At 61.0% G+C, this 24,238-nt stretch carries 18 protein-coding genes and 1 pseudogene; 16 read left to right on the top strand and 3 right to left on the bottom strand.

Going from position 1 to position 24,238, the window contains the following annotated elements; all coding sequences use genetic code 11:
* Positions 1 to 17 precede the first annotated feature (17 nt).
* The gene (locus BMY98_RS17265) at positions 18 to 1,190 is read left to right on the top strand and encodes an XdhC family protein (RefSeq protein ID WP_074891184.1); all 1,173 of its coding nucleotides are present in this window, start codon (positions 18 to 20) and stop codon (positions 1,188 to 1,190) included.
* A gap of 107 nt (positions 1,191 to 1,297) precedes the next feature.
* Complete coding sequence (locus BMY98_RS17260; protein WP_074891233.1) at positions 1,298 to 2,977, top strand: MFS transporter; 1,680 nt, start codon at positions 1,298 to 1,300, stop codon at positions 2,975 to 2,977.
* Here BMY98_RS17260 and BMY98_RS27675 read toward each other — a convergent pair.
* Positions 2,949 to 3,131 carry a hypothetical protein gene (locus BMY98_RS27675; protein WP_245760088.1) on the bottom strand — a complete coding sequence of 61 codons (183 nt, stop codon included), beginning with the start codon at positions 3,129 to 3,131 and terminating at the stop codon, positions 2,949 to 2,951. The two genes, BMY98_RS17260 and BMY98_RS27675, sit on opposite strands and share 29 nt — an antisense overlap.
* Between BMY98_RS27675 and BMY98_RS17255 the strand changes: the two genes are divergently transcribed.
* Positions 3,097 to 4,212 carry an HlyD family secretion protein gene (locus BMY98_RS17255; protein ID WP_139214524.1) on the top strand — a complete coding sequence of 372 codons (1,116 nt, stop codon included), beginning with the start codon at positions 3,097 to 3,099 and terminating at the stop codon, positions 4,210 to 4,212. The genes BMY98_RS27675 and BMY98_RS17255 overlap by 35 nt on opposite strands.
* Before the next feature lie 47 nt (positions 4,213 to 4,259).
* On the opposite strand, the gene BMY98_RS17250 is transcribed toward BMY98_RS17255, so the two are convergent.
* Complete coding sequence (locus tag BMY98_RS17250; protein ID WP_175514181.1) at positions 4,260 to 4,802, bottom strand: cytochrome b; 543 nt, start codon at positions 4,800 to 4,802, stop codon at positions 4,260 to 4,262.
* A 673-nt stretch (positions 4,803 to 5,475) separates the two neighbouring features.
* On the opposite strand from BMY98_RS17250, the gene BMY98_RS17245 reads away from it, so the two are divergent.
* From BMY98_RS17245 to BMY98_RS17225, 6 genes are read left to right on the top strand one after another with little or no spacing between them, the layout of a single operon-like run.
* Positions 5,476 to 6,579, top strand: a complete 1,104-nt coding sequence (locus tag BMY98_RS17245; protein ID WP_175514180.1) for a transaldolase family protein — start codon at positions 5,476 to 5,478, stop codon at positions 6,577 to 6,579.
* A complete protein-coding gene (locus tag BMY98_RS17240; protein ID WP_074891183.1) occupies positions 6,576 to 7,310 on the top strand; it encodes an SDR family NAD(P)-dependent oxidoreductase in 735 nt (244 codons plus the stop codon). Before BMY98_RS17245 ends, BMY98_RS17240 begins: the two co-directional genes overlap by 4 nt.
* Before the next feature lie 42 nt (positions 7,311 to 7,352).
* On the top strand, positions 7,353 to 8,558 hold the full coding sequence (locus BMY98_RS17235) for a hypothetical protein (protein WP_074891181.1): 1,206 nt from the start codon (positions 7,353 to 7,355) through the stop codon (positions 8,556 to 8,558).
* A complete protein-coding gene (locus BMY98_RS17230; RefSeq protein WP_074891179.1) occupies positions 8,527 to 9,309 on the top strand; it encodes a class I SAM-dependent methyltransferase in 783 nt (260 codons plus the stop codon). Before BMY98_RS17235 ends, BMY98_RS17230 begins: the two co-directional genes overlap by 32 nt.
* Before the next feature lie 25 nt (positions 9,310 to 9,334).
* Positions 9,335 to 9,481 (top strand): hypothetical protein, encoded by a 147-nt coding sequence (locus BMY98_RS27340; RefSeq protein ID WP_158273377.1) that lies wholly within the window; start codon positions 9,335 to 9,337, stop codon positions 9,479 to 9,481.
* Positions 9,482 to 9,517: 36 nt separating this feature from the next.
* Entirely contained in the window at positions 9,518 to 10,645 is a 1,128-nt protein-coding gene (locus tag BMY98_RS17225; RefSeq protein WP_074891177.1) for an acyltransferase family protein, read from the top strand.
* Positions 10,646 to 10,667: 22 nt separating this feature from the next.
* Here BMY98_RS17225 and BMY98_RS17220 read toward each other — a convergent pair whose 3' ends face one another.
* Entirely contained in the window at positions 10,668 to 11,615 is a 948-nt protein-coding gene (locus BMY98_RS17220; protein WP_074891175.1) for a LysR family transcriptional regulator, read from the bottom strand.
* Between the two features lie 124 nt (positions 11,616 to 11,739).
* Here BMY98_RS17220 and BMY98_RS17215 point away from each other — a divergent pair, with 124 nt between their 5' ends.
* The 7 genes and pseudogenes from BMY98_RS17215 to BMY98_RS17185 all read left to right on the top strand — a co-directional run bounded on the left by BMY98_RS17215 (position 11,740) and on the right by BMY98_RS17185 (position 24,137).
* Entirely contained in the window at positions 11,740 to 12,129 is a 390-nt protein-coding gene (locus BMY98_RS17215) for a tautomerase family protein (RefSeq protein ID WP_074891173.1), read from the top strand.
* 245 nt (positions 12,130 to 12,374) lie between these two features.
* The gene (locus BMY98_RS17210) at positions 12,375 to 13,172 is read left to right on the top strand and encodes a hypothetical protein (protein WP_074891171.1); all 798 of its coding nucleotides are present in this window, start codon (positions 12,375 to 12,377) and stop codon (positions 13,170 to 13,172) included.
* 337 nt (positions 13,173 to 13,509) lie between these two features.
* Positions 13,510 to 15,132 (top strand): methyl-accepting chemotaxis protein, encoded by a 1,623-nt coding sequence (locus tag BMY98_RS17205; protein ID WP_074891170.1) that lies wholly within the window; start codon positions 13,510 to 13,512, stop codon positions 15,130 to 15,132.
* 819 nt (positions 15,133 to 15,951) lie between these two features.
* A complete protein-coding gene (wecB, locus tag BMY98_RS17200; RefSeq protein ID WP_281248184.1) occupies positions 15,952 to 17,190 on the top strand; it encodes a non-hydrolyzing UDP-N-acetylglucosamine 2-epimerase in 1,239 nt (412 codons plus the stop codon).
* Positions 17,191 to 17,229: 39 nt separating this feature from the next.
* Positions 17,230 to 19,443, top strand: a pseudogene (locus tag BMY98_RS17195) (hypothetical protein).
* 12 nt (positions 19,444 to 19,455) lie between these two features.
* Positions 19,456 to 21,564 carry a glycosyl transferase family protein gene (locus BMY98_RS17190; RefSeq protein ID WP_074891166.1) on the top strand — a complete coding sequence of 703 codons (2,109 nt, stop codon included), beginning with the start codon at positions 19,456 to 19,458 and terminating at the stop codon, positions 21,562 to 21,564.
* Positions 21,561 to 24,137 carry a bacteriophage N4 adsorption protein A gene (locus tag BMY98_RS17185; protein WP_074891164.1) on the top strand — a complete coding sequence of 859 codons (2,577 nt, stop codon included), beginning with the start codon at positions 21,561 to 21,563 and terminating at the stop codon, positions 24,135 to 24,137. The genes BMY98_RS17190 and BMY98_RS17185 overlap by 4 nt, the downstream gene beginning before the upstream one ends.
* Positions 24,138 to 24,238: the final 101 nt, after the last annotated feature.

Raw genomic sequence — 24,238 nt, 5'->3', positions numbered from 1 at the left:
GGTTTTTGGGGACGCGCATGAATGATCTATCCAGTCTGCTGGGGGCGCTCGATGAAGCGCAGACCGGGCAGCAGGAAGTAGTGATCGCCACGGTGGTCAAGGTCGAAGGCTCGGCTTACCGGCGTCCGGGTGCGCGCATGATTATTGCGCCGATGGGCGAAGCCACCGGCACCGTCAGCGGCGGATGCCTGGAAAGCGACGTCAGCAAGAAGGCCTGGTGGCTGACCGCCAATGGCAAGCCGTCCATGCGCACGTACAGCACCGGCGAGGACGACGACGAGCTCGAAGACGCCGAGCTCAGCTTCGGCCTGGGCTGCAACGGCACGGTGCACATCCTCTTCGAACGGATAGATCCGCACGCCGCGAGTCTGGTGGTGGGCGTGTTGCGTGAGGTCAAGGCCAGCGGCACCGGCGCTGCACTGGCGACGGTGATCGGTACGCAGAGCGAGCGGCACATAGCGCTGGGCGAGCGGGTGGCGATCCGTTCATCCGGGCAGGTGCAGATTGAGATGCGCGAACGCTGGCTGGCGACGGCCGTTGCCGAGGACCTGAAAACGGTGCTCGATGCTCGCCGCTCGGCCACGCGAACCTACGAAAGCGCGGACGGCGCCGTTGAAGTGCTGCTCGAATACATCGCTGCGCCGCGCCGGCTGGTGGTCTTCGGTGCCGGGCATGACGCGATGCCGCTGGTCAGCATGGCGCGGCTCCAGGGCTGGCACATCACGGTGATCGATGCGCGCTCGCACTTTGCCCGGCCCCAGCGTTTTCCGGAGGCTGATCGGGTGCTGTCAGCGCCGCTGCAGCCAATGCCTGAATTGCACGGGATGGTCGCCGACGCCGCCGTGGTGGTGATGACCCACAGCCTGACCCAGGACCGGCACTGGCTGGGGCAGGTTCTCGAGTCAACGCCGCGCTACATCGGTCAACTGGGGCCGCGCAGCCGCACCGAGCGTTTGCTCGACGAGTTGCCGGATCAGGCTCGCGAAGCCGCTGCCCGGGCCAGCCTGCATTACCCGGTCGGTCTGGACCTGGGCGGCGACGCGCCGCACAGCGTGGCATTGTCGATTCTTTCGGAGATCAACGCAGTGTTCAACGGCCGCACCGGCGCAATGCTCAAACACCGGCAAGCGAGCATTCACGCAGTGGATGTCACTCTCGAACAGGCGCGGGAGCTCAGAATGATCAGCTGAGAATGATCCGCTGAGAATAATCAGCTAGCTTTTACGGGGGCAGCGCCTGGAAGCCCCGCCCCCATCGCTTCTCAGTGGCACTGCAAGGCATTCATCAGGTCCGCTCAATGAACGACAAGTACAGACCCCACGACTGGGCCCCCCACGAGCGACCGACGTTGCCGGGGTCGCCGTCGACGCCCCTGCACGCGACGCCCAAGCGCTGGGCGTATGCCATCGTCGGCGTGATCGTGGCGTTGACCGGCGGGCTCGGCAATGCGCTGGTGGTCGCCAACCTTCAATACCTGCAAGGCGCCCTGGGCGCCACCCAGGCCGAGATCGCCTGGCTGCCCGCTGCGTATGTCATGACCAACGTTTCGATGAACCTGCTGCTGGTGAAGTTTCGCCAGCAATTCGGTTTGCGCGCCTTCACCGAAGTGTTCCTGGTGCTTTACGCGCTGGTGACCTTCGCGCACCTGTTCGTCAACGATATCGAATCGGCGGTTGCCGTTCGGGCGGCCCACGGCATGGTCGGCGCGGCGCTGAGTTCGCTGGGTCTGTATTACATGATCCAGGCCTTCCCGCAGAAGTGGCGGATGAAGGCGCTGGTGCTGGGCCTCGGCACGGCGCAGCTGGCGACACCGCTGGCGCGACTGGTGTCCGAAGACCTGCTGCAGATTGCCGAGTGGCGCGGACTTTACCTGTTCGAACTCGGCATGTGCCTGCTGTCCCTGGGTTGCGTGCTGATTCTCAAACTGCCGCCTGGCGATCGCTTCAAAGCCTTCGAAAAACTCGACTTCCTGACCTTCGCCTTGCTCGCATCAGGCTTTGCGGCATTGTGCGCGGCGTTGTCGCTGGGGCGAATCGAGTGGTGGCTTGAGGAGCCATGGATCGGCATCGCCCTGGCATCGTCCATCGTGCTGATCCTTGCCGGGCTGTGCATCGAGCACAACCGTACCCGCCCGCTGTTGATCACTCGCTGGCTGGGCAGTGGCCGGATGATCCGCTTCGCCTTCGGCGTGCTGCTGACGCGCATCGTGCTGTCAGAGCAATCCACTGGCGCGGTCGGTTTTCTTCAGGGCCTGAATCAGGGCACCGAGCAGTTGCACACGCTGTACCTGTTCATGCTGCTGGGCAGCGTCGCGGGCCTGGCGGTCAGCGCGCTGACGATCGACCCGCAGCATCTGTTCAAGCCTTTGATTATCTCGTTGGCATTGATGGCGATCGGTTCGAGCATGGACAGCTTTTCCACCAGTCTGACCCGTGAACCGCAGATGTATTTCAGCCAGTTTCTGCTGGCGTTCGGTGGCACGTTTTTCCTGGGGCCGACCCTCGTGATGGGCATCAGCGGGGTGATCAGCAACCCGCGCAACATGGTCAGTTTTTCGGTGATGTTCGGGATCACCCAGAACGTCGGCAGCCTGATCGGCTCGGCGCTGCTGGGCACCTTTCAGGTCTGGCGCGAGAAATTCCATTCGGCGCACATCGTCGAGCACGTCACGCTGATCGATGCTCAGGTGCAGTCGCGACTGCAAACTGCGAGCGGCGCGTATATTTCCGCCATCGCCGACCCGGCGGCGCGCAACAGTCTGGGCATTCGCTCGCTGGCGACCGCCGCCACGCGGGAAGCCAACACCCTGGCCTACAACGACGTATTCATGCTGATTGCGGTCATCGCGGTGCTGACCATGATCTGGATCACCAGCCGCGCCACCTGGCTTTGGATCACCACCGAGCCGGTCGCGCCTTTTACTCCGGCGACTCCTGCGGCTTCTCCTCTCACACCTTCTGGCGCTCAACGTTCATGACAGAACCCGGTAAACCTTCAGACAACCCTCCAGATAGCTCTTCAGGCAGCTCTTCAGGCGGTTCTGCGGCCAGCGCTTCACCGTCACAGGCGAGTGGCGCTGCGCCCGCGCCGGCGGTGATGCCGGCGACCACGCAACCGCGTTCGGCGCGCATACGCCTGGTGTCCTCGATTCTGTTCGGTGGCATTGCCCTGGCGGGTGTCCTCATCGTGCTCTACGCATGGCAGCTGCCGCCGTTCAGCAGCCCGATCGAAAGCACGGAAAACGCCCTGATTCGCGGGCAGACCACGATCATCGGCCCGCAATTGAGTGGCTATGTCTACGAAGTGCCGGTGCAGGATTTTCAGTGGGTCAAGCAGGGCGACTTGCTGGTGCGCATCGACGACCGGATCTACCAGCAGCATCTCGACCAGGGCATTGCGCAGTTGGGCGTTCAGAAGGCTGCGCTGGCCAATAATCTGCAACAACGGCGCAGCGCAGAGGCCACTATCGCTCAGCGTCAAGCGGCTGTTGCGAATGCCCAGGCGCAGAGTGACAAGGCCGCTGCCGACCTTCGTCGGGGGAAGGCACTGGTCACTGATGGCTCAGTCTCGAAAAGCGAATTCGACGTGACCCGTGCGGCGGATGCTCAGGCGCAAGCGGCGCTGGCCGAAGCCAGGGCGGCGTTGGAGATTTCCCGTCAGGACCTGCAAACGGTGATCGTCAATCGCGGCTCGCTGGAAGCCTCGGTGAAGAACGCCGAGGCCGCCATCGAACTGGCGCGGATCGATCTGACCAATACGCGCATCATCGCGCCTCGGGACGGGCAGTTGGGGCAGGTCGGGGTGCGCCTGGGGGCGTATGTCAATTCCGGCGCGCAGTTGATGGCGCTGGTGCCGCGTCCTCGCTGGATCATCGCCAACATGAAAGAAACCCAGATGGCCAACGTGCGCCTGGGCCAGCCGGTAAGTTTCACCGTCGATGCCCTGGAAAACCTGAAGATGCGTGGCCGGGTGCAGCGCATCTCCCCTGCGGCGGGTTCCGAGTTCAGCTTGCTGCCTGCCGACAACGCCACCGGCAATTTCGTCAAGATCGCCCAGCGTATCCCGGTCCGTATCACCATCGACGACGACCAGCACGACGTGGACCGACTGCGCCCGGGGATGTCGGTGGTGGTCAGCATCGACACCAGTCAGGACGGCGACGTGCCGCCGGACCCGGTGGATGGGCGGGTGGATTCAGTCGATCCTCGCTGATCCGCAGCAGGCTGACGCAAGCGGCGCCGCCGAATGAACGGTCCGGCCTACACCATGCGTTTGACGGTGTTGTCCTTGCGCACGAAGTGGTGCCAGATCGCCGCAATTACGTGCAGGCCGATGACGTAGTAGAAAATCGTGCCCAGCAGGACGTGGTAGTGCTCCAGCATTTCGGCGGTGTCCTTGGACATGTCGAACGGCGCGGGAATGCTCAGCGAGGTCAGGGGAATCGGCAGGGCGCCGCGCTCCAGCAGTACCGTGAACAGACCCAGCAGTGGCTGCGCGAACAGGAAAGCATAGAGCGCGTAATGGGAGAGTGTCGCGGCCAGGCGCAATACGCCTTCCAGTGGCGGGGTGATGCCTGGCGGCGAATGGCGACGGCGTTCGGCGATGCGGAAAAACGCCATGACCAGCACGACGATGCCGACCCAGAAATGCGTTTGCACGACGAAGGTCCGCGCGTCGCTGCCACGGGCAAGCTGGGTACGGCTCAGGATCAGCGCGTAGGCGAGGACAATCAGGATCGCCATCACCCAGTGAAACCAGCGGGCTTTGTAGCTGTAGCGTTCGGTAGCGGAAGGTTTGCTCACGGTCAGGTCCCTTGGTCTGTTTTTTTGACTGGCGCGGTCCAGTGACCGCCCCTGCGCTTTCATAACCCAATGATTGACGGTCGTCGAGTGGCACGTGGAGGCGTTGATGATGGAAATCGTTGCGGCCCGGCGCCCGCACCACACTCTGCGCTTTCCAACATTGCAACTCGCTTGTAACTAACTGGTAAGTTAATGAGTTGCACCGTCTTTAAAAATGGCAAGTAGCGGTATGAGTGACGGCCTTCTGGTATTGAATATTTGCGGATGTTTTGTATGTAAGGTCATCCCTTCATTCATTTGAATTACTTCAAATTGAGGGCGAAAGGCCAATAGATATCCAACTTCATATTCGAAATAAGAAAGTCGTTACTTATTTCTTTTAAGCATCAAAAACCCATCGAATTGCATTTGACAGGGCATCTGATTGGATCCATCTTAATGCTCCTGAGGCTCAGATCCCTGACTATCAGCTTGAAAAAGCTGGCATTTTGCCCGTGCTCGCCCGGGGCCCTGATTGCCATTGAATCAATCGAAAGGGAAGGGCATTTCCATGGACTGTTCGAGCTTCATTCAACTTTTAAAATGTCATAACTCTGACTCGGAAGTCTGGTTCGATTCATCACCCGCCCTATATAACAAGTGCCAAAACAAGTTGCTGCGCGCCTATCCGGACATGCGCGAGGTTATTAACGAATTACTGCCCGATGAACCGGGTCGCTCGGAGGCGGGTATCAGCGGCGCCACCACCAACCCGACCCTGATCAGTCAGGCCGTTCTGAGCAATGCAGCCCATTACCGGGACTTTCTCCACACGTTGCCGACGTCGATGCCGCCGGATACCCGGTTGCGACAGCTCTACGACCAGCTGATCATCGACAGCGCCCAGCCGCTGCTGCCGTTATTCCGGCAAACGAAGCAGCAGGCGGGCTGGCTGTCGGCGCAGATCGAGGGCGGGCACTGGATGAATCAGGACGCGCTGGTTGCCCGAGGGCTGGAGCTGGCGGCGCTGGCGCCGAACGTCATGATCAAGATCCCGGGTAGCGCCCAGGGCTATCGCGCCATCGAGCATCTGGTGGCGCGGGGCTGCTCGATCAATAACACCTTCTGTTTTACCGTCTCCCAGCTGGATGCCTGCCTCAAAGCCATCCACACCGGGCGTCAGCGGGCGCTCGCCAACGGTGTGAACACTGAGCGGGCGCGTTACGTGGTCAGCTTCATGATCGGTCGACTGGGTGCGGAAGCGGAATTCGAGCGCCAGGCGCGGGGCAGTCGTATCAATCTCGGCCGCTCGGACAAACGCTGGGCGGAACTGGCGGTGTATCAGGCGATGCAGGCGCTGATGCGACGGCGCGAGACACCGGCGCAACTGTTGTTATGCAGCATCAAGGTCGACACCGATACGCGCGGTCGCGAGCACTGCTGGCACCTGCAGCGCACTGGCGCCGACACTACGTTGTACGCGCTGACACCCCACCTCATCGAATTTCTCGTACGCCGCCAGCAGGCCGGGTGCAGCATCGAACCGGCGGCGGAATGGGTGCAGATTCCCGGCAAAGTTCTCGACCGCCTTCTGGCCATTTCCTATTTCAACCAGGCGTATTTTGAGGGCGGCCTGACCCCTGACGAATACGCCCGTCACCCTGCGTTCCTGACCGCAGGCAATGACGTCCGCCTGAGCATGCAACGGCTGCACGGATTCATCACCGACACCCTCGATCCGCCAGCTTTCACGCCTCGCATCGCGCGTTACCCAACGACCCTGCAGGGACTGTCATGAGAAAAATCGTCATCACGGGCGCCGCCAGCGGCATCGGCAAGGCTGCCACGCTTGCCTGCGTCAACGCCGGCTACTACGTCATTGCCGCAGACATCGACAGGCTGGGCCTTCAGATGTTGCAGCGCAGTTTGCCGCCGCATCGGCTGGAAACTCACCTGGTGGACTTTTCCCAGGCACACGTCTATCAGTCGTTCATCAGCAACCTGTACGACGTGCATAACCACCGTGCGCTGTACGCCCTGGTCAACAACGCCTGGAGCTCTCACGGCAAAAGTGTCTGCGCCGACAGCGACTCGGCGGTGGAGGAGATCTGGGCCGTCAAACTCAAGTCGCTGCTGTACCTGTCCAAAGACTTCGCGCGGCGGGAATCGGCGGCCGGCTACTCGCGCAGCATCGTCAACATCACCTCGGTGACGGGCGATTTGGGCAGCATGGATGCACGGTATGGCGCGACCAGGGCCGGGGTAATCGGCCTGACCAAAGCCAACGCCTGGAACTTCGCCCCACGGGTCAGGGTGAACGCCGTGTCCCCGGCGCTGGTTCGCAACACGCCTATTCATGACCGTATTCCCGGGCAACGCCGCAGGGGGTACGAACGGCAGAAAATCATCGAGGAGCCCATCCAGCCAGGCGGCGTGGCTGACGTCATTCTGTTTCTGCTGTCGGAGCAGAGCCGCCACCTCACCGGAAAAGTCATCGCAGTGGATAACGGCGCCTGCCCGCGCCAGTGATCGGGAACACCACGGTCCCTCATGCATTCCAGGGAGAACACCATGCATCGCAAAAAACTGCTCATCGTTGGCGGCGGCAACCTGTGTCTGCAAATCCTGCAGATCCTGGCCCCGCGCAATCAGTTCGAATTCCACGTCGCCAGTCGCGACAGCGAGAAAACAACCCGCCTGTGCAACCTGATCCGTCTGGCTGCGCTGCAACAGAACGTGACGGTCGACATCCACAGTCATCACATGGACCTGCGTGAGTCGTGCATCAGCCGTAATGCCGAAACGCTGCTCAAAATCCGCCCGGACATCATCCTCAACTGTGCCTCGCTGCAACCGTGGCGGGTGATCACACAATTGCCGGCCGAGCGCTTTGCTGCCCTTGATCAGGCTCAGCTCGGGCCTTGGCTGCCGATGTACCTGGCGCCAGCCTACGCCCTGATGCGAGCCGTCAAACAGTCCTGCCCGAAAAGTCTGGTGGTGAACGCGGCGTTCCCGGATGCGGTCAACCCGATTCTCTACAAAGTCGGCATGGCGCCGGACATCGGCATCGGCAACATCGCCAACCTGATCCCTGCGACGCGCTGCGCCATTGCGCGTCTGGCTGAGTGCCTGCCAACGCAGGTCTGCGCCAAACTCGTCGGCCATCATTACTTCAGCCACAGCGTTCCCCGCCATGGCCTGCCGCCGCAGCGCCTGGAATCCAGCTTCAGCCTGACGTACTGGATTGACGGCGAAGAGCGCACCGGCGAACACGCGGCGGAGGCTATTTTCGGTTGCGTCGCCCGGGAGTTCAGCCAACTGGGTGGCGTTGACGGTCAGTACCTCACCGCCATGTCGGCGGTGACGTTGCTGGAAAACCTCCACGCCGACCATGAGGTGCGGGTCCACGGCCCCGGGCCTCAGGGTTTGCCCGGCGGCTACCCGGTCAAGGTCGGCATGGGCAAAGTCCTGCTTGACCTGCCGTACGGCGTGACGCGGGAAGAGGCGATCAAAGTCAATGAAGCGGGGCAGCGGCTCGACGGCATCACACTGATTCGCGCTGACGGCACGGCGGTGTTCGGCGAGGCGCAGATGCAGATCATGCAGCGCGAGCTCAATTTCGTTATGGCCGAGATGCGCGTGTCCGATGCCGCTGCCTGGGCAGAGGAGCTTGGCAGCAAATACCTGACCTACGCCGAAGCCACCCATCAGCACACCAGCAGCCATCACACAGGAGTGGCCGCCCATGCCACCGGTCATCGCGCTTTCGCCTGCTGATCGATTGGCGATCGCCGATATCGACCACGCTCGCCGTGATGCGGCGGACTTCATTGAGCGCCGGGACGAACTCATCGACTGGGACAAACGCGCGGCTGGCGAGGGCTCCTTCTTCTACGATCTGCTGCGCCGGTCCGGTGCCTGGCGTGTGCTGGATGCCGCCACTGGCAGCGGCTTTCACGCGGCGCACTTATACAAGGCGGGCTTCGACGTCACCGCCTGCGACGGCAGCCCGACCCTGGTGGATCGTGCCCGGCGCAATTTCGAGCGGCTGGGCGTCGACGTGCCGGTCCATCGCTGCGACTGGCAAGCGCTGGACGCCCGGGTTCTGGGCAAGTTCGATGCAGTGCTGTGCCTCGGCAGTTCGCTGGGCCAGGTGTTCGATAGGGAGGCGCGCATCGCCGTGATGAAGCGGTTTCGCCAGATGCTCAAGCCCGGCGGACTGCTGCTGATTGATCAGCGCAATTTTGAAGCCATCCTCGCCGGCCGCTTCAGGTCATCTGCGCGTGATGACGACTGCGGCGACTCCGTCAGCGTCGCCCTCGGCCAAGTGGACGAGTCGGTGTGCGAGTTCATCTATCGCTTTGCCGACGGTGCGCAGTATCGACTGCGGGTGTGCCCGATCCGCTCGCGCCAGTTGCAGGACGAACTGCGTGCGGCGGGTTTCCGCGCTCCCCATGCGTATGGGGATTTCAAACCGATCTACGACGTCATGAACGCAGACTTCATCATCCACCAGGCCCATGCCTGACGCTGACCCAGGCAGGCGCATTGTCATGATCACCCGCGCCCGCGTACCCGGCCCGATGCAGCAAAACAACCTGGTGCCTTACCCGTTCAACAAGATCCCTTGCACAACCGCCGCACTGAGCTATCGTCTGGTCTTTGGTAATAACGCGACCGAACCCGATGGGTTGCTTTAGGCGCTTTCGAGCGATGGCATCTGATCGGGGATTTGCATGCAAAACGTGAAACGATTTCACGCGTTGGACAGCCTGCGCGGCATCTGCGCAATAGCCGTTGTCCTTTACCACACCCATCTTGTCGGCAGCATCACGGAGTGGGCCTTTTTCTCCAATGCCGACCTGTTCGTCGAGTTCTTCTTTGTCCTCAGCGGCTTCGTTATGGCTCACGCCTACGGCAGCAAGCGCCAACTGGACTTCAGCCACTTCCTGATTTCGCGCACCTTTCGCCTGTTACCCCTGCATGCTTTCATGCTCGGGGTATTCATTGCCCTGGAACTCCTCAAGTACGTCGCCTACAAGCAGGGTTTCAGCTTCAATCAAACCCCCTTTACCGGCCCCTACGCGGCATCGCAGATACTGCCAAATCTCCTGCTGCTGCAAAGCTGGACGCACCTGACAGAAAATCTCTCATTCAATACCGCCGCCTGGAGCATCAGCATCGAGTATTGGACCTATATGATTTTCGCCTCGACCATGATCGTAGCGTCCAGTGGTCGATACCTGTTGTGGACCGTCATTGCCTTTGCCGGATTTGCTCTGTTCTACAGCCATGCCGATGTGCTCACCCTCTACGCGCAAAAAGGCCTGGGCTGCTTCTTTGCCGGTGCATTGACCTACGCCGTTTTCAACCGCCTCAGACGCTGGATAGAGCCCGGTTTTGCCTTGCTCAGCGTACTGGAGGCGTTGGCCGTAATCGCCATCTGGGCGATATTGACCAGTGAGTTGCAGCAAAAGGTATTGGCCGCCAGCGCGGTGTTCTGCGTGACCATCGTGCTGTTCGCCTTCGATGGCGGTGTGCTGTCGTACGTGCTCAAGCACGAATTCTTCGCTCGCCTGGGGCGGTTGTCCTACTCGATCTACCTGACCCATCTGGCCGTGCTGTTCTTCGTGATTTCCGCTTTTATGGTGGTGCAGAAAAAAACCGGCTTCGAAGCCGCGCCGATGATCGCTAATACCCGCTACCTGGATACCGGGCATGTCTGGCTGAATAACTTGATCATGCTGCTGATTCTGGCGGTGGTGGTGACCATTTCCAGCGCGACGTATCACTATGTCGAGCTCAAAGGGCAGAGGCTGGGCAAGCAACTGTTGCTGCGCAGGACGACGATGCCCGTGGCCTGATGTAATCGTCCCGGAAAAATGATCAGTGTCTTCGTTGGAAACCTTGCGAGAGCTGGTCTTTGAGATACGCCACCAGTGCGGTGACGGCCTTGGGAATCTGAGGCGAGTAAGGCCGGATCAGATTGATCTCGTCAGAGAAGGCTCCCTTGAGGTCCCAGTGGTCGAGTATTTGAACCAGCGAACCTTCTGCCAACGCTGCCTGGGCGCTGAAGTCGGGAAGCAGCGCGATGCCCAGGTGAGCCTGAGCCGCTTCACGAAGGGCTTCGCTGTTGTTGGTGGCAAACGTCCCTTTGATCGGGATCGTTAGCCGCTCACGCAATTCCCTTCCTGTTGAAGAGCCCTCGAACGTCCAGGCTGGGGTATCGCTGCCCCGTGGATAAAACAGGCAGTTGTGTTCCGTGAGATCAGCGGGCGTTTCGGGTTCGCCACAGCGATCCAGATACCTGCGGGTGGCGACCAGTACAGACCGGGTGTCGCAGAGCTTCCAGGCAACATGCGTGTCCGGCACCTGATCACTGTGACGAACAGCCAGGTCGTACCCATCGGTGGCGATCGAGCTAATGCGGTCGGAAACGTCCAGCTGCAATCGGACTTCGGGATATTTTTCGAGAAAGCCGGCCAGGCGTGGCACCAATTGTTGCCGGGCGAAGGCTACCGGTGCAGTTAATCTCAGAAGCCCACGCACAGCGCCCGCAGAATCCCTGACGTCCAGGAAACTTTTGGCGATATGCGCGTAAGCACCGCGCACCTCTGTGACAAGCGAGCTACCTGCCTCAGTCAAGCGAACGCTGCGTGTGGTTCTCAAAACCAGACGCAGACCCGTGGCCTCTTCTAGCTCACTGATTCGTTGGCTGACTGCAGATTTGCTGACGCCCAATCGTGTCGCCGCCGCTGTGTAGGTCCCTTGCTCCTCCAGCACAGACAGCCAGTGGATGTGCGTCCACAAGCCTTCGATCTCCGACTTTTTCATGGGGCGATTGTTCTCATATGTAAACAATGAATTCAATTATCTTATCTGTTCGTGAACAGTCTGGCGCTTTATCGTGTGATCTCTTCTGGCGCCGCCCGGCGCTTTCCATGACGAGAGTTCAACCATGCCATTGATCAACATTGACCTCATTGAAGGCCGTTCCGATGAACAAGTGAAAATCCTGCTGGATGCTGCACACCGCGCCGTGGTTGAAGCATTCCAGGTGCCTCAAGGTGATCGCTATCAGATCGTCAACGAACATCGGCCAGGCCGAATGATTGTTGAAGATACGGGGCTCGGTATTCCTCGCACGGACAAGGTCGTGGTGATCAGCGTGACCAGCCGCCCCAGAACTGAGGAATCCAAGGTCAGGTTTTATCAGCTACTCGCCCAGGCGCTGCAGGAAGACTGTGGTATCGAGGCCAATGACCTCATGGTCTCGATCGTCACCAACACGGATGCAGACTGGAGCTTTGGCCACGGCCGGGCGCAGTTTTTGACGGGGGTGCTTTAAGGTACTGCGCGCTTCAAATCCCGCGCCTGCCACCCTGTCATCTGCCGGGACGGTGAGCAGCGTTGCGCCCCGGTTCTTTTCAGGGGAACCGATCTGGCCGTCAGCGCCACACAAGGGCTACCCACTCACCACGCGAACCTCACCGCGATCGCCCCGTTACAACATCCAGCACGCCTGCACCTGTGCAAGCGGTCAAGAGTGGGCCTGGGGCACTGCCAACCGACCTTTCAGTTTGGAGAAAAAACGTGAAATTACCCGGACTCGGCGCCTCGTCGCCCAAGACACCTGATATCACCCCCCAAGCTTCCAAACCGGGCGGCAAACCAACGCCCGACGCGGGCAAACCGACGAATGGCCCCAACGATTCCGGTAACGGCGGCAGCCGAGCCACCGGCAATTTCAGCAATGTGGCCCAGGGTGGCGGGGCTCTGGCCAGCGGCGGCTCGGCCATCTATCGGGCTGACCAAAGCACTCAGAATCCCCAATACGCCGCGCAGTCCCCCGCGGGCGCGGTCAACTACGGCAGCCCTGCCGGGAGTGGCGCGCCGGCCGCTCTGCAAAACCAGCCTCTGGCCGAGCACAGTCAGGGGCAAAGCAACAGCGGTGAAGCGTCGAAGCCGTCTTCTCCCTTGCTACAGTTGCTTGATAAGTTGATTGGGGCGCTGTTGCAGCCGTTCGGTGGCGGGGCGAGTTCGCATTCCGCCGGCGATTCTGCTCGCACTCAGACCAGGGATGCCCCTGTGGCCGAAAAAGGCGCAGACAAGAACGGCCTGGCTTCCGCTGCTGGCGAAGTGGGCAAAGCGATGTGGATGGTCCCCGGTGTGAGTGGCTTCATGACGGGAGTCGGCGAGTCTGATGGCAGCCCTGTCGGGATGCTCAAAGGCGGAGTCGAAGGCGGGGCGCATATCGCCAAAGGCGCGGCCGAAGGCATGATCGGCGGTGGCGGCAACCCGGCAGCCATGGCGGCTGGCGCCTATACCGGCGCCTTGTCAAAAACCAAAGCTGCGCCAGAAGAGGTGCGCAACGTAGCGGGCATGCGCTAAACGATTCCTGCCGCATGTTTCCTTTTCGGGGGGCATGCTCGGCAGGAGCGGCCGTTGTGCTCGCTTGCAGGCTCGCAAGCGTCGGCGGTGTCTGACCTTTCCCTCCCTTAGCGCCGTCCTGGCGAAGCCTGTCTTGCACGTGTTGATCACTCGAATCCTGCTGCGCCTACACGTGGATTTCCTGCGCGATCCTGAAAGTTAGCGGGTAATGAAAGCTGAATTCAAGCTCTAACTCCAGCAGTCGATAAGGGTGATATCGACATGACATCGGAAGACGTGTTCATGAAAAAAACTAAAACCCCGAGCCAAGGATGCTCCGCTAATGGAGTGCATGAATATGTATAGCAAGCTCAGTATTTCCCAAAAGCTCTACCTCAGTTTCGCCGCTATCGTGGTCCTTCTCGGCGTCCTTGTCTTCAGCGCCTATCGTGGTTTTGGCCAGGTCGAAAGTGCAATCAGCAGCAACGTCCACACCTATCGGGTCTTAAGTCAGTCCCAGATGGCCCTTGAACAGTTGATCAATATCGAGACCGGCATGCGCGGCTTCGTGATTACGGGCAAGGACAACTTTCTCGAGCCGCAGATTGCCGGTGAAAGCAAGTTCTCCAGCACGCTGGCTTCTCTCAAGGCTTTGACGATTGATAACGCCGAGCAACAGAAACGGCTGGCCTCACTGGCACAGTTGCAAACCCGTTGGCTGGACGAAGACGTTCATCCGATCATCGCGCAACGGCGTCAACTGACCCAAAGCGGCAGCTCCGATGATTCGCTCGATCAGCGCATCATTACTGGCGCAGACAAAGCCAAAATGGATGGGATGCGCGGGATCATTTCAGATATGTCGCAGGCGGAAGAAACCCTGTTGGTTCGACGTACCCAAGAGATGAACGACGCCAAGAGTCGCGCGATTACGATCCTGTTGGCCGGTGGCCTGATTGCCGCCGTTCTGGCAATCATCCTGGCCTACGCGTTGGGCCGCACTGTCCGTGCCCGCCTGCAAGTGGCTATCGACGCGGCGACGGCCGTCGCCGAGGGCAGGTTGGACACTGTGATTGATACCAGCACCAGCGATGAACTGCCCAAGGCATTTGCTCGTATGCAAACCCGCTTGCGGGAAATGATTCAGCAGATCAATCAAGCTGCCAGCCAGTTGATTGAGTCCGTACAGAACATCTCGGTCGCTTCGCAGCAGCTTTCCGGCGCGGTAAGTGAACAGTCAAACGCAGCATCTTCGATGGCAGCCACGGTTGAAGAACTGACGGTCAGTATCAACCATGTCTCCATGAATGCGGGTGAGGCCGGTGGACTTGCCAGTCGCTCCGGTCAGCAATCAGTGGATGGATCGACCGTTATTCAGAACACCCTTACCAGCATGAACGGTATCGCCAAGACCGTGCAGCATGCGTCGACCAAAGTGTCGGAGTTGGGTCAACATTCCGAGCAGATCTCTACCATCATCAGTGTTATCCAGGGCATCGCAGATCAAACCAACCTGCTTGCACTCAATGCTGCCATTGAGGCCGCTCGGGCGGGGGAGCAGGGCCGCGGATTCGCAGTCGTGGCCGACGAGGTGCGGTTGCTGGCGCAGAACACCGGTAAGTCCACCAAGGAAATTGCCAGCATGATCGACAAGATCCAGCTCGGGGTCCGCGATACCGTGGAGAGCATGCGCAGCGGTGTGATGGAAGTTAGCCAAGGCGTGGAGATGGCGGAATCGGCGGGCAAGGCAATTACCGAAATCAGTGAAAGTTCTGGCCAGGTGCTCGTGGTAGTCGAACAGATCTCGCTGGCATTGCGTGAGCAAACAGAGGCCAGTCAGGACGTCGCACGTAACGTCGAGCGATCTGCACAAATGGCCGAGCAAAATAATCTGTCAGTGCAAGATCTTCTGCGCAGTAGCAATGATCTGAATCAGTTGGCCAAAGGGCTCAAACAAGAAGTGGCTCGGTTCCGTTTGTAGGGCTGTGAGAACAGGTGTGTGTGGATACCGGTGCGCAAGGCTTGCCTGCGGGCCGGACAGGAAGACATTTGCCCTGGCCTGCCACGTGGGCTTATCGGCTGGGCTGATGGCGGGTATAGGGTAGCGAGGGATCTGGACGAGGTACGGCTTGATGCACAAACCGGCCTTGAGTGTGACAGTTCGAAGCGAGCTTTCTCACCTCCAAGGCCTCAGGCTGAAGAGGTCGAACTCTCGAAGTGCTGCGCACTTCATGAAAGCCTCCCCGTGGCGGCTTTATATATTTCTGTTTCGATACATAACAGGCTTGCAACTCGCCATTTATTGTCCGACACTCCGGTTCTCGACTTCGACAATATACAGGCGCCATTAGGGTAACTCTTCCAGGTGCACTGGATTAAGTATTCCTATATGGTCTCTGTCGCGACAACGTTCGATATGAAAAAATCCAAGTGGCTAGACGAGCGGCATGTGATAATCTTCCCGCCCCCGGAAACAAAGGGCCAAACGCCCTTCAAGTTGTTATGGAAGTCCAACTTCCAAAAAAATCAAAACTTCTAAATGACTGTCTGCAACTTTAAAAGTTTCACGCGTGCGAATTAAACATTCATTTTGCACATCTGCCTTTGCAGTCATCGTTATTAATGTTAATAATCCGGCCTGCTCCGGGAAGCAAGGCAATGCGCCACCTCACACGAAGTGATATCAAGTCTCCATTCTGATTAAGTCCCCGGCCCAATAAACTCGATTCTCTGTTCGCTCAAGATGCGGTCACGCCTTGAGCAGCGAGTAGGCGCGGGATATCCGCGTGAGGAGGGCATCATCGCTCGTAGTCAACCCGGGATTAAGATCCTGTCGATTTTCGGTACACGTCCTGAGGCCATCAAGATGGCTCCGTTGGTGAAGGCGCTGGCTGCAGAGCCGGGCATTCACTCTCAGATCTGCATCACCGGCCAGCACCAGAGCATGCTCAAGCAGGTGCTGGAGCTGTTCGATCTGAAAGCTGATTTCACGCTGGATGTGATGACGCCCCACCAGACACTCAACTCGCTGACCGCCGCGCTGTACGGCGCCATTGATCCGGTGCTGGAAATCACCCGGCCGGACCGTGTGCTGGTGCATGGCGACACCACGTCCGCCATGGTTGCGTCGATGTGTGCCTTCCATCGCCGGATCCCTGTGGGCCATGTCGAAGCCGGTCTTCGCACCGGTGACATCTACAGCCCATGGCCGGAAGAAATGAACCGTCGCTGCATCGATTTGAGTGCCGACATGCTGTTCGCCCCGACCGATGAATCGCGCCGCAATTTGCTGGGCGAGCGCTTGCAAGGGCGTTCTTACGTGACCGGCAACACGGTGATCGATGCCCTGCAGTTGACCGCTCAACGCATCGACCAGAACGCTGAACTGCGTACCCGGCTGGATCAGCAATTCTCCTTCCTGCGCAACGACCGCAAAGTCCTGCTGGTCACCGGCCATCGTCGGGAAAACTTCGGTGACGGCTTTCTGGATATCTGCAAAGCCTTGCGCCAACTGGCCCAGCGCAGCGATATCCAGATCGTCTACCCGGTGCACTTGAACCCTAACGTCCTGGGCCCGGTGACCGAGCATTTAGGTGGCCTGGCCAATGTGCACCTGATCGAGCCGCTGGATTACCTGGCGTTCGTGCGCCTGATGCAGCGCGCCCACGTGATCCTCACCGACTCCGGTGGCGTGCAGGAAGAAGCGCCGAGCCTGGGCAAACCGGTGCTGGTCATGCGCGATGTGACCGAACGGCCTGAAGCCGTTGCAGCGGGCACCGTGCGGTTGGTGGGCACTTCACCGGACTCGATCATCAGCGGCGTCACTGCGCTGTTTGACGATGACCTGCTGTGGCGCCGCGCGTCCCAGGCGGCCAACCCCTACGGCGATGGCAAGGCCAGCTCGCGCATCGTTGATGCCTTGATGGGCCGCCCGGTCAATGACTTCGTGGTCGGCCAGCTGCACGTGCCCAAATACCTTGAGCATGTGCAACGCGCCCCGGCACCGGACAGCAACCGCCCGGCGTCCACGTACCAATAACAACCGTCCGCCCCCTCTATTAGCTTGAGATCTGCCCGAATGAAGTCTTCCGTCGCCACCCAAACGGGCGCGATAAGCGCCCTTGTCTGTGGCGTGAGCCTGCTCGCGATCATGCCCAACTTTGCCCTGGCGGCGGACAGCCCGCTCACCGAGGCGATCAACCGACTCAATGCCGATATCCAGCAACACCGGGAGATTCGCCTGAGCGATCTGGGCATCGACGCACCCATCGTGCTCGGTTCCACGGATTCGCGCCGCGAACTGTACCTGCCGGTTCCGGCGGGCGTGCCGTTGTCCGATGCGTCGCTGACCTTCGATGCCAGCTACCTGAACGGGGAGGGCGGTCGCAACACCTTGCTGCTGTCCCTGGATGGCTACCCGGTACGGGCCGAAGGGCTCAGCGAAGCGCAAGGCAACGCCGGCGCCACGCTGGGTGTGGACAAGGCTGCTCGCGACAGCGGCTCGGTACGCCTGGGCGTGGCCTGGTCGTCGATCGTTTCGCGCGTGCTGTGTGAAGACGAACGCGCGATTGGCAACGTGTTGCGCATCGAACCCGACACCCGACTGAATTACAGCTACGACGCCAATCTGTTGCAGGACGTCGGCGCTGCGTGGACCGCATTGCCGGCCAAGCCGGGCATCATGGTCGCGCCGGGCAGCCTGGCAGTCGGTACTTACGACGCCGCCTGGCGCCTGGGCGTTGCGCTGGAACGGATCGGCAAACATGCGCGCATCCTGTCTTTCCCTGCCGTGCAGGACAGCGTTGACCTGAGCGCACTGCGCATTCCGGCTGAACTGCAGAGCATTCCGGCCTTCGCCAGCCTCAACGGCAAGGGCATGCATGCTTTGGCCAATCCGGCGGAAATCGGCGCATTGCTGATGCTCGGCCAGACCCCTGACGTGCAGGCCGACCTGGCGATCAATGACCCGCAATTGCTCAAGGCGATCAACGAATCCCTGGACGCCTTGTAAAGCCAGATTCAAGGTCTGGATGCCACAGCAGCCACCGCGTTCACGCAATGGCGCGAACGTCACGTGAACGCCGGTATGTCCGCCAAGGGCACGGACAACGTGCGTCTGGCATTGCTCGGCACCCGTCCGGTGCTGATGATTGCCTCTGAAGCGACCGGCAAGGCCATGGCCCTGTTCAGCAGCGCCTGGAACAAACTGGCCCGCAGTCGCACGCTGACTGTCAGCGAAGCGCAGATGCCATTGAGTGCCGATGGCCGTGTGGCCCTGACCAACCTGGGCGGTAACCCGGGCACCATCGACGTGCTCGCAAAGTCTGACTGGAGCGCTTCGTTCCCGCTGGGCAGCGTGGCCTACGACGGTCGCCTGCCAGTCAAGGCCGTGGTGGATGTGTCCGCTGCCCCTGGCGCTTCGGACACCGCTCCGGTGGCGTCTGTGTTCCTCAACGATTACCTGATCGGCGCGCAACAGTTGGTCGCCAACGGCGAGAAACAACGCATCGAAGCGCGTATCCCGAGCTACGCCCTGGGTTCCAAGAACGTCCTGCGGGTTTCGTTCCAGCGTCAGCCCGTCAGTGATCGCTGCCTGGAAACGCCGCAAGCGTTCCCGGTTTCCGTATTGCCGACCAGCCACATCGTGCTGGACAACATTTCACTGGATGACGGTTTCTCCGGCATGGCCGCCCGTTACGCCGCGAACGCGCAGATCCTTGTGCCCCAGGCTTACCTGGATCACCCGGCCAGCAGCTTGCCGCAAGTGATCTCGGTGGCTGACGGTGCAGGCGTTTCGCCGCTGCGCGCTGAACTGAAAGTCAGCAGCGACCCTAAAGCCACGGTCACGCCGGACAAAGACTTCCTGGCCTTCGAGCTGCCGCTCAAGGACAGCAAGGAATCGGTCCGGGTCGATGACCAGGGGCGCCTGCGTATCAACCACCAGGATCAGCCGCTGCTGGACCTGTCGCCGCTCAACCACCTGGCGTCATTGCAGGCGGTGGATGCCGGCGGCCAGCACGGTCTGGTCTATCGCGTCCTTGGCAGCGATGCCCCTGTGTTCACCAAGCCGGTGTTATTGACCCGCGGCGACGTGTCGATTCTGGGCGACAACGGTGTGGTGAATACCTTCGATAGCAAGGATCCAAGCGGCAGCCAGTTCATCGACAAAGAAGAGCCCAAGGGCCTGGACGCCTGGCGCACGCCTTCGCTGTTGTGGCTGATTCCCGGCGGCATCCTGTTGGTGCTCATCCTGATGTTGGCCGGCCGTAGCGCCCGTCGCAATCGCCAGTAACGGAACCCTTCGATGACGTCGCTTTATTGGCCCTACTGGCTGGCTCATTACTACAGCTTTCTGGAAGTCGCGACCATTGCGGTCGCGGTGCTGATCCTGATCTCCAGCCTGGACGATCTGTTCATTGACCTGTGGTACTGGTCTCGCCGCCTGTTCCGCAAGTTCACCGTGGACCGCAAATACCGGCCACTGACCGCCCAGCAACTGCTGGACCGGGATGAGCAGCCACTGGCGATCATGGTTCCGGCCTGGCTGGAATACGACGTCATCGCGCCGATGATCGAGAACATGGTGTCGACCCTCGACTACCAGAACTACGTGGTCTTCGTCGGCACTTACATCAACGACCAGCGCACCATCGATGAGGTGGAGCGCATGCGTCGGCGTTACAAGCAGTTGCACCGCGTGGAAGTCCCGCATGCCGGGCCGACCTGCAAGGCTGACTGCCTTAACTGGGTGATTCAGGCAATTTTCCTGCATGAAAAAACCCACGGCATGACCTTCGCCGGTGTCGTATTGCACGACAGCGAAGACGTGTTGCACCCGCTGGAACTGCGCCTGTTCAACTACCTGTTGCCCCGCAAGGACATGATCCAGCTGCCGGTCGTTTCCCTGGAGCGCAACTGGTATGAATGGGTGGCCGGCACGTACATGGACGAGTTTGCCGAATGGCACGGCAAGGACCTGGTGGTGCGCGAAAGCATGACCGATACCGTGCCCTCGGCCGGCGTCGGTACCTGCTTCTCGCACCGGGCTTTGAGAGTGCTGGCCGGAGAAACCCAGAACCAGCCGTTCAACACCGACAGCCTCACCGAGGACTATGACGTTGGCGCACGCCTGGCCAAGGTCGGCATGAACGCCATTTTCGTACGCTTCCCGGTGGAGTTCCGGGTGCTGCGCAAATCGTGGTTCCGCAAACCCTACGAATCAACCTTGAAGATGCCGCTGTGTGTGCGCGAATTCTTCCCGGACACCTTCCGCACGGCGTTCCGCCAGAAAGCGCGCTGGACCCTGGGCATCGGCCTGCAAGGCTGGGAACAGATGGGCTGGAGCGGCTCGCTGGCCAATCGTTATCTGCTGTTTCGCGACCGCAAGGGCGTGGTGACAGCGTTTGTCAGCATCCTGGCCTACGTGATTCTCGTGCAACTGGTGGCGCTGATTATCCTGCGCCAGAGCGGGCTGTGGAACGTGAGCTTTCCAACGCCGTTCGAAACCAACGGCTGGATCAAGTACCTGTTGATTGCCAACGGCCTGGCCCTGGGCTGGCGCATCCTGCACCGCTGCTACTTCACGACGGTGCTGTATGGCTGGCAGCACGGTTTGCTCTCGCTGCCGCGTATGGTGGTGGGCAACTTCGTCAACTTCATGGCCGCCTCCCGGGCGTGGCGCATGTTCCTGGTGGGCAAGGCGCTCAATCGCAAGCTGGTCTGGGACAAGACCATGCACGATTTCCCGTCCACCGACCTGGTCGCCGCCGCACCGCGCAAGCTGGGCAGCGTGTTGCTGTCCTGGCAGGCCATCAACGACAGCAATCTGCAGACGGCACTGGACGAACAACAAACCCGCCATATGCCACTGGGCCGCATTTTGCTCAGCCACGGCTGGCTGGATGACGAAACCCTGGCTGAAGCCATCGCGTTCCAGAACGACCTTCCGCGGGTGTTCGATGTGGCCCACAAAGCCGACGCATCGCTGCTGGCCGACGAGTTCGCTTTGCGCTGGCGTGTTGTGCCACTGGGGACCAACGAGGAAGGCCGTGCGCAGATCGCCGTCGCCAGCCCGCTGCCCGCTGAAGGCTTGCAACAGATCAGCGATGAGCTGGGCAGCGAGCCGGTGCAACTGATTGCCCGTGAAAGCGAGATCGTCGCGCAATTGCGCAACGTCAACGCGCTCGACGGCCAACCGGTGCCCAATGCCCGCGCGCCGATGCTGGGCGACCTGTTGATCGAAATGGGTCTGCTGGACCGCGCCGTGTTCAACCGCACCATGCTCAATTACCGCCCGCAGCACCACGGCCGCATCGGCGACTATCTGGTCGACAGCGGCGTACTGCCTCGGGCCACCATCGAACAGGCCGTGGCCCGTCAGCACAGTCATTACCCAACGGAGCTTCCGGCATGAACCGCCCCTTCCTGACGCTCATGGCCACGGGGCTGACCCTTTTGCCTGCGCTGGTACATGGCGAAATTCTGCCGCTGCCGTTGACCGGTCCCGCTTACCAGGCGGCGAGTGAAGCCTACAGCGCCTACGACCGCAAGGACTACGACCTGGCCATCGCCAAGGCCCGCGAAGCCTTGCGTCAGCGGGCCGATGTCACCCGTCTGAACCGGCTGATCGTGCAGGCGCAACGAGACAAGGAACAACGCGACAACCCCAGGCGATACCCGCAGTCGATTTCGCGACAGGCCCCCGGTTTCAGTGCGGCGGCCCAGGCGTTCAAGGCCTACGATCGCGACAACTTCGGCGTCGCCGCGCAGTCCGCTCGCAAAGCCATCGCCCAGGCACCCAAGCGCATGGATTACCGTCTGCTGCTGATCGAATCCCTGCAACGCCAACAGCATTTGGAGGAAGCCGATCAGGCCACCACCGAAGCCCTGCGGGTTTTCCCGGATGACGACACCTTGCTGATGCGCCGCGAAGCCATTCGCCGCCAACTGGCCGCGCCACTGGCCATCGCCGGTTATCGCGCGCTGGAACAGGGCAACCTGCCGCTGGCCGTGGATCAGGCCCGCAAGGCCGTGGCCTGGGCACCGGAAATCGGCGCTCACCAGCAGTTGCTGATCAGCGCGCTGATCGCGACCCAGGATTACCGCGCCGCCGAACTGGCCGCCACCGGCGCGCTGGCCCAGGACGATGGCGAAACCGCGCCGTGGATTCTGCGCAGCTACGCCCTGGATCGTCAGGGCAAGACCCAGGCGGCACAGGCCGACCTTGACCGGGCCCTGGCCATCGAAGGCTTGCTGGATTCTGAAGTGCGCGAGATTCGCTTTTTCGCCGCCGACCTGGCGCTGGCCAACAACGAGCCGCAACAGGCCCTGGATCAATTGCAAAAACTGCCCGCCGACACGGGCGGTGAAGTCGCCCGCCGTCGCGCCGCCGCTCAGGTCGCGTTGCGCCAGAAGGACAATGGCCTGAAAACCGCGACGCGTTTTCCGGCCCCGGCCCTCAACTGCCAGGAAAGCGCATTCGGCCTGATCTGCGATATCTGGCCGGGTAACCAGCGCGATGGCGGTACGGATACAGCCGTGCAGGCTTACGCTGCGCTGGCCCGCAAAGACTCGGCTTCGGCGGCGGCCCTGGCCAGCGAAGCCATTCGCCGGGCGCCGCAGAACCCGGCGTATCGCAGCCTCTTGGTCAGCGCCCTGACCGACCAGAAGCGCCTGCCCGAAGCCATAGCTGCGGCCAGCGATGGCCTGCAAGCCAATGGTGACGACGCCCGTTTGCTGGCCCAGCGCGGTCGGTTGCGCCAGCAGACCGGAGACGATGCCGGTGCCCGCCAGGACTTCACCCAGGCCCTGGCCCTGGGCAGCCTGCCCACGTATGAAGAAGCCAGCCTTTATGCTGCCCTGGGTCAACGTCGCACGGCGCGGGAACGCCTTCAGGTCGCCCGCGACGCCGGCGAACTGGATGGCATGAGCGACCTGCAGGTGGCGTACCTGTCGGTACAGGCCGGCGACGACGACAGCGCCCATGAGTCATTCCGCAAGGCTGACGCTGCCGCGCCTCTCGCGCCGACAGCGACTCAGGACGCGGCCTACAACGCAATGCGGGTCAGTGACGACGAACACGCTGTCGGCTATTTCAAGCGGGTTATCGACGCCAAAAATAGCGGCGAACTGGACATGACCGACCAGCAGGCGTTCGACACCCGCCGCGCCGTGGCCGATGTGTCGCGCACTTGGGGCCTGACCAGCACCACCAGTTATCGCGGCAACAGTTCCACCAGTGGCCTGAGCTCGGCGCCCAGCACTGGCAGCAATAATGGCAATAGCGGGAGCGGCAGTAGCAGCAACGACAGCCTGCAGAACAGCACCGAACTGTCGTGGCGTCCGTTGGGTTACCGCAACGCCCGTTTCGTCGAACTGTATGGCCGGGTCACCGACACGCTGTGGAGCAAGAACAGCGATTCGGACACCGGCCTGGATGCGCTGCAAGGCGCGTTGGGTGTGCGGGTCAAGCCGTTCACCTCGTTGAACGTCATGGCGGCCGTGGAACGCACCTTTCCTCTGGGATCTTCTGACGTCGACGGCGACTGGCTGTTGCGCCTGGGTTATGGCTCCAGCATCGGTACCGATTTGCGGGTTGATGTCCCCAGCTGGTGGACGTCGCAGTTGTTCGCCGAGACCGGTCATTACGTCAACGACTCGCGCAATTACATCAACAGCGAATGGCAGGGTGGTCGCAGCTACGCCATTGGCGGCGCCGGTTCGCGCTGGGTGACGTTCCCCCACGTGGTGGCCGCCTTCGACTACGACTCGAAGATGGACAGCGAAACCCGGACCGATGGCAGCACCGAATACTCATCCGGCCATGCCGCCGGCATCGGCGTGGGCAACAACGTGCGCTACTGGTTCCGCGAAGACGCCTACAACGCGCCGCGCTCCTATGTAGATTTTTCGTTGCAATACCGAGTGAAAGTGTCTGGCGATGACCGCGCCAAAGGTGTCTTCGCTCGCCTGACTTACTCCTATTGAGGACGGATATGCACCCTCGTATGTATTGGCTGATGGGGCTCGGGCTGAGCCTGGGCATGGCGTCGACAGTGGCCCAGGCCGCGTCGGAAATCGCTCAACTC

Source organism: Pseudomonas graminis, assembly GCF_900111735.1.
GTDB classification, from domain to species: Bacteria; Pseudomonadota; Gammaproteobacteria; order Pseudomonadales; family Pseudomonadaceae; genus Aquipseudomonas; species Aquipseudomonas graminis.
The sequence above is the reverse complement of the archived record's forward strand: the minus strand, read 5'-3'. Positions and strand labels throughout refer to the sequence as shown.